This is a genomic window from Pseudomonas sp. GL93 (genome assembly GCF_003408955.1).
GTDB classification, from domain to species: Bacteria; Pseudomonadota; Gammaproteobacteria; order Pseudomonadales; family Pseudomonadaceae; genus Aquipseudomonas; species Aquipseudomonas paracarnis.
In genome coordinates, this window is record NZ_NKRF01000031.1 from 1 (window position 1) to 8226 (window position 8226).

General features: G+C 52.7%; 7 protein-coding genes. 3 read left to right on the forward strand and 4 right to left on the reverse strand.

Annotated features, from left to right (window positions below):
- The first annotated feature begins 188 nt into the window (after window positions 1–188).
- On the forward strand, window positions 189–902 hold the full coding sequence (locus tag CER19_RS05775; RefSeq protein WP_116665704.1) for an ArsR family transcriptional regulator: 714 nt from the start codon (window positions 189–191) through the stop codon (window positions 900–902).
- A 397-nt stretch (window positions 903–1299) separates the two neighbouring features.
- Here the strand turns inward: CER19_RS05775 and CER19_RS05785 are convergent, their stop codons facing one another.
- From CER19_RS05785 to CER19_RS05800, 4 genes are all read right to left on the reverse strand, one after another.
- Window positions 1300–3210 (reverse strand): UvrD-helicase domain-containing protein, encoded by a 1911-nt coding sequence (locus CER19_RS05785; RefSeq protein ID WP_116665706.1) that lies wholly within the window; start codon window positions 3208–3210, stop codon window positions 1300–1302.
- Complete coding sequence (locus CER19_RS05790) at window positions 3207–5129, reverse strand: ATP-dependent endonuclease (RefSeq protein ID WP_116665707.1); 1923 nt, start codon at window positions 5127–5129, stop codon at window positions 3207–3209. The genes CER19_RS05785 and CER19_RS05790 overlap by 4 nt, the downstream gene beginning before the upstream one ends.
- A gap of 457 nt (window positions 5130–5586) precedes the next feature.
- Window positions 5587–6318 carry a hypothetical protein gene (locus CER19_RS05795; protein WP_116665708.1) on the reverse strand — a complete coding sequence of 244 codons (732 nt, stop codon included), beginning with the start codon at window positions 6316–6318 and terminating at the stop codon, window positions 5587–5589.
- Window positions 6319–6438: 120 nt separating this feature from the next.
- Window positions 6439–7035, reverse strand: a complete 597-nt coding sequence (locus CER19_RS05800) for a GNAT family N-acetyltransferase (RefSeq protein WP_165861604.1) — start codon at window positions 7033–7035, stop codon at window positions 6439–6441.
- Window positions 7036–7209: 174 nt separating this feature from the next.
- Here CER19_RS05800 and CER19_RS05805 point away from each other — a divergent pair, with 174 nt between their 5' ends.
- Both CER19_RS05805 and CER19_RS05810 read left to right on the forward strand, forming a co-directional pair.
- The gene (locus CER19_RS05805; protein ID WP_116665710.1) at window positions 7210–7497 is read left to right on the forward strand and encodes a hypothetical protein; all 288 of its coding nucleotides are present in this window, start codon (window positions 7210–7212) and stop codon (window positions 7495–7497) included.
- Window positions 7498–7507: 10 nt separating this feature from the next.
- Window positions 7508–8226, forward strand: a 719-nt coding sequence (locus tag CER19_RS05810; RefSeq protein ID WP_133298312.1) for a hypothetical protein, incomplete at its 3' end; no start/stop codon positions are given.

Consider the following 8226-nt stretch of genomic DNA (forward strand, 5'->3'; position numbering starts at 1 on the left):
GGTAGGAACGGTGCTGCTGAATCCGGATCGGGACCAACAGAGCGAACAAAAAGCGGCATAGCAGAACGGTTGACGCGACAACCACCTTGAAAAACGCCGTCTAAGGCAGACAAACTAGTACCGCTCGTCCTGTCTTTTGCAATCTTCGCTGCGATCATCGTCATCGGTTTGCAACAAGGATTAGGCAAATGAGAATTCTCCCTTGGGTGAAGATGCCAGCACTTTGGATTAAGGCAGGGGGACTGCGAGACTTCGGGTGGGCTAACACGAGCAATGTGTCGCGTTCCTCAGCCATCGCAGCGTTGCAGCTGTACATCGCACTGATGACTGTCGCAGAGGAGGACTGGCGGACTGATGGCTGCAAGCTGGTTGCAGACATTACGTACAGCGATCTGATGCGGATCACCAATCTAAGTCGGCAGCTGGTTGCAGCAGGTCTGGAGGGTTTGGTGAAGGCTGGCCGGATCACGAGTGAGAAACAAGGCCGGAAATGCCGGTACCTGATTACCGGCTACGACTTCAGCGGCAATTGGTGCAAGCTGCCGGCTAGGGCACTGTACATTCCGCTGAAACAGACGCTGATCGAGCCCTTCCAGTTGTTCCAGAAGCGGTCGGTTTGCGAACTCGATGCGCTCAAACTATTCCTCTACTTTGCTTTCGCCCGGGATAACAAAACGCCATACACGATGGCGTCGTTCGAAACGATCTGCGAAAAGACAGGCGTGCCCGAAAAGCGCATTCCCCGAGCAAACGCGTTTCTCATCAACTGCGGCCTTCTGGCCAACTTGTCGCGAGAGCATTCGGAGGACGTCAAGAAGAAGGAGCCGAACAAATACTTTTTGCGTGGTTACAGGGAGCTTTTTGTAGGCCAGCAGGCTATCACGCCCGCGCCCGCAGCCTGATAGACCGAGCCGACCTGTTCAGATTCTGTTCATGCTGGAACATACCCATCCGTGAACAAATCGGGTGATCACCGTTAGTATTACTAGCTTTTGTGCCCTCAGGAAGGCAGAGATCGTGCTGAACGACCTACGCCAACCAGGCGAGTTTGCAGAATACCGGCTCGCGACCAGGCAGACGGTTGCCTGCGATCAGTTCTTGCAGGAAATGAACACCACCAACGGCGCTGGGGCAGAGGGATGCGCTCTGCCAGCGTATCGGTTGCTCCCGACTGAGGTATGCAGAGGGAGATGATGAGCCAGTCGTACTCGACACGGCTCGATCAATTCTGGACGGTGAGTGCTAATGACTCAAAGCCTGTCAGGAAGCCCTCGCTCTCGAAGTCTGCTCCTTGTCCTGCTACAGCAAATGGGTGATGGTCCACCCTTGATCGACCAATGCCGTTTTACACTCGTCCGAGACCCGTTCTGCGTTGACTGCCAAGCATAGAAAGCTGGTAGGTCGCGACATACCGACATACAGGTTTCGAAATTGAGAAAGCTGAGTCTCAGGCATTTTCCCGGAGCGAGTGCCAATCCCGGCAATGATGGGTAATGCCAGCTGTAGGTCGAAGCGACGACTTGGATGGCCTAGAGACTCCATGACAAGGGTTGCCAGATGAGTTTCGCCTTTCATCGAGGCGAGGGTACCGATATGAATATCTAAGCTGCGACCATTTTTTTCGATAGAGCACATGGACCGGTGGGCTCCGTGAATAGCCTTGGCCTCTGGTCGCTCAAAAACCGGGAGCGCGGCGAATATCTGTGGCGACATGTGCTCTGGGAGCAAAGGGCGCATCCTCACGTATAAGAAATTCACGATACGGATACACGTAGCTTCATCCTCACCGCTCATGTTTTTCATGCACAGATCACGAATCAGTAGCCGGAAAGCTGAAACATCTAAATCAGCATCACGCAGTTTTCTGATCAACTGATGATCGGTTTTCAAACCCTCGACAATCTCTGCCTTAGCAGCGCGCAGTACCAGAAACAGCGCTCTGCGGATTTCCTCAAATCGTGATGAAAACGATGCGTTTACGGCAGGCTTCGTCCCCACCAGAAGCGCCCAGAATCTCACAAGCTTGGCACCGGGAGATTCGTCGCCACCCGAAGCCGGCCAGTAGTCCAAGAGGGTACGGCCTGCTATCTGTTTTTGAGCATCGCCCTTTTTGCGGGCGCAAAGGGCTTTGACTTTTCCGCTGGTTAGATCGTTATCGCTGAACCGGTCTAGTACATGGACTCCAAACGTCGAGATCACATCCTGTACTCGCTCGGTGCTGTAGACGATCAGCATGGACGCGTGACGGTCCTCGCCCTCTCCGGTAACAGCGGTACCTGTCAGCTGTGTTCTAGAAACGGACCTAGCGATATGAGGACCGAAGCGTTTGCTTGACGAGATCGGCAGTACATCGCCGCAGGGGAAGGTCAGGTTTTCCGCTCCTTCCGAGCTTCCAAGGATGCGTTGATTGATGTCACCGAAGCGCTGAACGGTGACCGTCTCATCGAACATCAGCTGCAACAAGCGCTCTTGCTCCCAGGACGTGTCCTGCATTTCGTCGATGAAGACGATAGGGAATCTTCGTGATAGCTGGGTGCGAACCTTAGGGAAAAGGGTCAACAGACGTTCTGCGTACGCGAACATGTCCGCGTGCCGGAAAACCCCTTCAGCGGCGAGTTTGCCTTTGATACCTGCGATAGTCGGAAGGGTTTTCGCGCCAGGTTTAGGAGGCGAGCCAAACTCGCTGGCGAGGTCCAGAAACGCACCTTTGTAAATCAAACCCTCTAGCATGGGCGCGACACCCGCATTCATCTCCATATAACGCCGCAAGCTAAAGTCCGCATTGGCTAACGCCAGTATTCGTCGAGCAAAAATATCGTCGTCGATCACATCAACAGTCATCCCGTTGCTTCGCAGATACGGTAGAGCCAGAAACTGATTCACCATGGCGTGAATCGTCCCGATGAAGTGAGGATGCGTGAGCAAACGACTACCATCATGGCTTGTAGCTAACCGGCTCTTAATCTCATCCCTGGCGACTTTGGTATGACTAAGTACACAAACGCCTGCACGGCTCGAGGTCCATCTGCGGCTCAGCATCAAGAGCTTCGCGGCTAGTACCGTGGTTTTTCCACTGCCTGGCGCTGCATTGATATCGCAAGACCGGTTCTCCAGTAGCACGGCTCGTCGCTCTTGATCATCGAAGCTCAGATCGGGTGTCAGGTCCAGCAGAGCAACAAGGTCGGTAGCGTCGATCAATGGCACGGTCATGGCGCTGCCCTGCCAGTCAGATGACGTAGCGCTCGCTGAAGATAAGGCGGCAGCTTATTGAACAGCTCATCCCCTTTCCCATAGTCACCTGTTGAAATCAGGTGAGCAGCGTATTGAGCGGTGATCGCCTTTGACGCCTCTTTTTCCACTAGCGGCTGGTAGATGAGTGCCGCCAATTCCACTGGTGAATGTCCTGCATCCGAGAGTTTTTTCCAAATCTCTCCTGCCTCGACGATCGCGTTTCTCTCGTCTTCTTCCGTCAGCCGTTCACTCCTCGAATCTGCCTTCTTAGCCAGGTGAATCGCGTCATGCATCAACTGGGCGCATCCGTGAAGGGCGAGATCAAATTCCAGGGTCCAGTTGTCTGAGACACAGACAATTGTGCTGCCACCCTGGGCGCGGTCAACCTTCGTTTTGACCAGTGCCTCGATCTCCTCCGGCGTGTAGTCTTTTTCGAATCGTTTACGATTGTTCTTGGGAGGAGATATGTAGGTGGCCTCATTGGGAACGATGTCACGATCCGTAATGCAGGCCACAGGAATGGGAATCGCCGAGCCATCAATCGGCTGCAAGATTCGAGCGTAGTGATAAAGCCCAACTCCGCCAACGTTAACGCAAGAAATGCCGTGTTCGTTGAACGAATATCCTGAAGCCGCAGCCAGAGCGGGCAGCAGCAGCGCTTCTGCTGGCCCTTCCACGATCGCAACGCCGCGAGCGAAGAACAGATTCGCTTTGGTGGCGTCGATAAAGCGCCTCAAAAACTCGTAATCACTTTTCAGCAATTTGGTCTTCCCGTGAGCCAAGCTGAATAGTTGCGCACGGTTTACCAAGGTCAGACTTGCGATGTCCGCACCTGCCGCCAGAGATGGGCTGTGGGTAGTCATGATGATCTGAACAGGGCGGCTATCTGGCTCCGCCGCGCTGGAGGTGCGTTCGAGGAGCTGCTGAACGCGCTCCTGCAGTTGCGGATGGAGATGGGCCTCGGGTTCCTCGATCAGCAGCAGTCCGAGTTCATCACCGTCCCGCAGCAGAACCAGTTCGGTCGCCATGAACAGAGCGTTGTTATAGCCGAGTCCGCGAATGCACCGCTCACCTGGATCGATGGTGGAGGATGGCAGCAGTGCCAATTCGAAGCGCTCCAGAATGGGCTGCAGGCCCAGCTCCGGAGCGATCTGGATACGAGAGGACAAAGCATCGCCGGCAAATGCGAACTTGTTCAGGTAGTTGTCGTTGATGTCGTCCTGGACGTCTCTGATGACCTGATGCTCGCCCAAGTGATGCTGAGCAAACGCCATCAGCCCGACCAGGTTGCTAGGGACGGTACCAGGAGCCGCGAGGTCGAAGTCATTTTGCTCCTGCCCATCAATGCGTTTATGAGCGCCCAAAATTTGGGACAGCCGAGACTGGCGACCTGGGCGCAGCTCGGCTTCGGCATCTCGAAGGGGGCGCAAGTAGGTGGCTCGGATGAGCTCGCGAACCGCCGTGCCGATCTCTGGCCCCGTGCCGTTCGGGCCCGAGCAGGTGATTGCCTCAACCCGTCCACGTTTGTTGGCCTTCGGTGGTATCCAACGCGCCTGCAGATAAACGATCAAGCTATGAGACCCGTCTGCTTCGTGGGTCATCCATTCGAGAACTGAGGCTTCTTGCTCGGGGTCTAGGTCCACAAGAGTGGCTTCGATGAATAGAGAGCGTGCTCGTGTCGAGCCCGTGATGTGAAAGTCAGTTTCGAAGAGGCGAATGAACTCGTAGCTGGTTGTCCACAGCACGTAGCGAATCGCGTCGATTACAGAGGTTTTGCCGGAATCGTTTTCCCCGACAAGGATGTTCAGTCCGGGGGCAAGCTCCCAATTAAGTGAGGGGGCAACCGTACCGTCGCCAAACGCCCGAAAATTTGACGCCCTGATCCGTTTCAAATGCATCTTGCTTCTCCGTCCTGATGGAAAGCCTGTCCCGGATGGCGTAAGGCAGTCCGTGCACTCTGTGGGTGTAGTTGGCTTTTATCACGGGAGAAACTGGGTCGGAAGGGTGATTTAGTGGCAGGAAGCCATTGCCGAGAGTGGAATGCGGATTCCATGGGCATTTGGAGACCCAATCCACGAATACTTGGACACTCATTTCACGGCCACTTGGACAGTGACTTTCCACTGATCCTATCTAAACCCAGCTAGGCAGCAAAGCAGGATTATGCGCTACCATCGACCTCTTTTTTCGCAGCGAAGAGGCCGTCGTGGAGCGTATATCTCATGCAGCATTACAACTGGACAGGGCCGCATCAGCAAAACAGTTTCGTACCGACGGTAATTGCGAAAGATAACTCAATTATTTGTCCGAAAATTGTCGACCACTACAGACGTACAGCACCTCGAATCGGTTGTTTCAGCGCTTGTGCTTTTTACCTTTTTTCCTACGCTGCTCTAACTTTTTATTAAATATAATTTTATTCCACTGCTCTGCCATTTCACCGGCCTGTCTATATACACCCCTGCTCATTTTAATACTTTCAAATAGTCCAAGTATCGTAGGTGATATCTCCATTCTCTGCTTTGTAAGAATGAAAACCATCTGATGCGTAAACACGCAAAGACAAAGGGCGGTCAATAAGAGTGTTATCTGGATCCACAGAGATTCTGCGGGCGCGAATGCACCGGAGTTAACCTTTATCAGGTAATAGATAAATACGCCTATGATGAAAAGCTGAAGTCCAATAATAGAGCGCGTCATGGCCTTAGGAAGTCGCACACCGACAATCTTTTGTTTTTTCAACGCAAAGCTGTCATACATGCTTAACAACAAAAATGGGAAGCCAGCAAAAGCTATATCAATGCTTGACAGGCTGTAAGCCGCCGAAGAGATGTTTATAATGAATGTAAGTGATAGGCCACTGAGTAGTGCTATACAGAAATCTTTCTTCAGCTCACCATAAAACTCCCTGTAATAGGGAGAGCTTCGTCCAGTCAAAGCTTGAATACAGTCATAGGTGTATACCGTGCCGAGAATCCATGAGACGGATATCGTTGACAGTAGAAAAAAATTCCACCAAGAATGGTATTGGAAACTCATCTGCCACAAAGTCGATGCGGCAGCGACGAAAAACAGGATGTATTTCATTAGATTAAGCAATCTCTCATTGGCACGAGTGATAAGTTTGGCAGCTCTCTGAAGCCTGCTTTGATCATTAGTTCATGCATCGCAAGGTGCGGCGGCTTTTGCAAGACTAGCTTAGGTAAATCATGCGCAAGCCAACAGCGCCTTTACGTCGTCATCGTTCAGCATGAACACACCTGACGCCATACTTAATCCTGGTGTGCCCATCACAACCAGGTCAGCGTACATCCCTTGAGTTAGTGCAAATCCTTGCTGCTTCCCAGGAACCGCGAATGCACCTTTTTGCTCAAGCCCTGCATTCTCGTAGAAATCTACCAAGTCATAGCCGCACAACAGGTGGGTATCGCGCGGATCGTCGATCAGCGCATTGAGAATCTGTGAGCCAATACCGTGGCCGCGAAAATCTGGGAAAACAAAGATTTTGTGACAATAGCGTGGAACGTTTGGATCCGGATGAACGAACAGCAACGCATAGCCGTAGAGGCAGCCATTTTCATGGCTCATGGCAACCTTCAGTTGCCCTGCTCGGTAGCACTCGTCAAAAATTCCAACTACATGCTTGATTGCCTTTCGGGTTGCCTCTTCTGAAAAGAAAAGAAACTGCATGGCTAGAGTGGGCTGAGCGAGCAGATCCTGAAGCACGCCTTTGGCTTCGTTTTCCAAGATATGGGGGAGGAAGGTGTCGATCAGTTGTTGATGAGAGAGAGTGGTGTCCAGCATGGATAAGCGCTCCTGCTTTGACTGGATAGCCTGCTTGTTTTCGCATGGACTATACCAGTGTCCTAGGGTACTCGAGACGCACAAACCCGCCATTAAATCTGCCTACCCTGGTTTTGCCCCAAGGGTTTTGTACTTTTGATCGTGCCACTCCGGCACTATCAGAGGAATCACCCAATGAGCATTTTGCTATCCACCCAATGCGCTGAGAAAGCCCTTCGCTCAACCAGCGCCGTATACCACATCGTTAAAGCAACCTACCAGCATGGCGAGGAAGCGGTCATCAACGAAATGGCCAGGCGGATCAGGGATAACACCGGTGTAGGCTATGGTGAAGCGGTTACCACTGCGGCCTTCCGTCACGAAGAGATCATGAATCTCTCCGAAAAAGGCGCAGAGTACAAGGCACTCAGCGAAGACCTCACTCGTGTCAATTCTGCACAACCCTTCCCTCTGCCCGCCTGAGAAAGTCACGATGAAAAAGCAACCCTACGAGTTTCTGAGCAAGCTGCAAGAACATGAGCTGGCCGAGCTGACAAAGTCTCTGAAGCACGCCTCCAATCCGTTGAGCGCCGAGGCACTGCTTGGCTTCGACGAGCTGGAGTTTCGCACGCTGACTTGGCGCTATCCGCTTAACTCATGCAAAGGGGTGGCCGAGCACATCGTTCGCCACCTGCTCGATGATGAGGAAAAGAAAAGGATTTTTGCCTCCCCCTATGAGCTTGGAAGTCCGGAAGTACTCGATGACAAGGCTGTACGTCAGACTCCTCTGATTGGCTACCTTGAGACAATCAGTCCCTTGGCGCCAGGCTCGGCGATTCAGAATGTCGACAGCGTCGTCAAAGCGCTCAAGCGCGTGATTCAGGATCTGACCGGGAATGGGTTTCAGACCTATACGCGAGCCTCAACCAATTTTCCGAACGCAGCAATTAACCATTCGTTTGCAGTCAAAGCTTTGTGCACGCTTTATCGATATCGCATGTGGGAACCGAAGATTTTCAGTCGTTTTGCGATTCCAGATGCCCCTGATCGATGGAACCTAGAGCTACGCGACCTCGCTCCACTTAAGTGGGATGACAATACGACGCGCAACGGCGGCGTTTTTCAAGGTGGTTGTCGCGTCAACCGTTCTGCTATGCCGCTTTTTGTTCGCTCTGTTGGTCCCGATCCGGATTCAGCAGCACCGTTCCTACC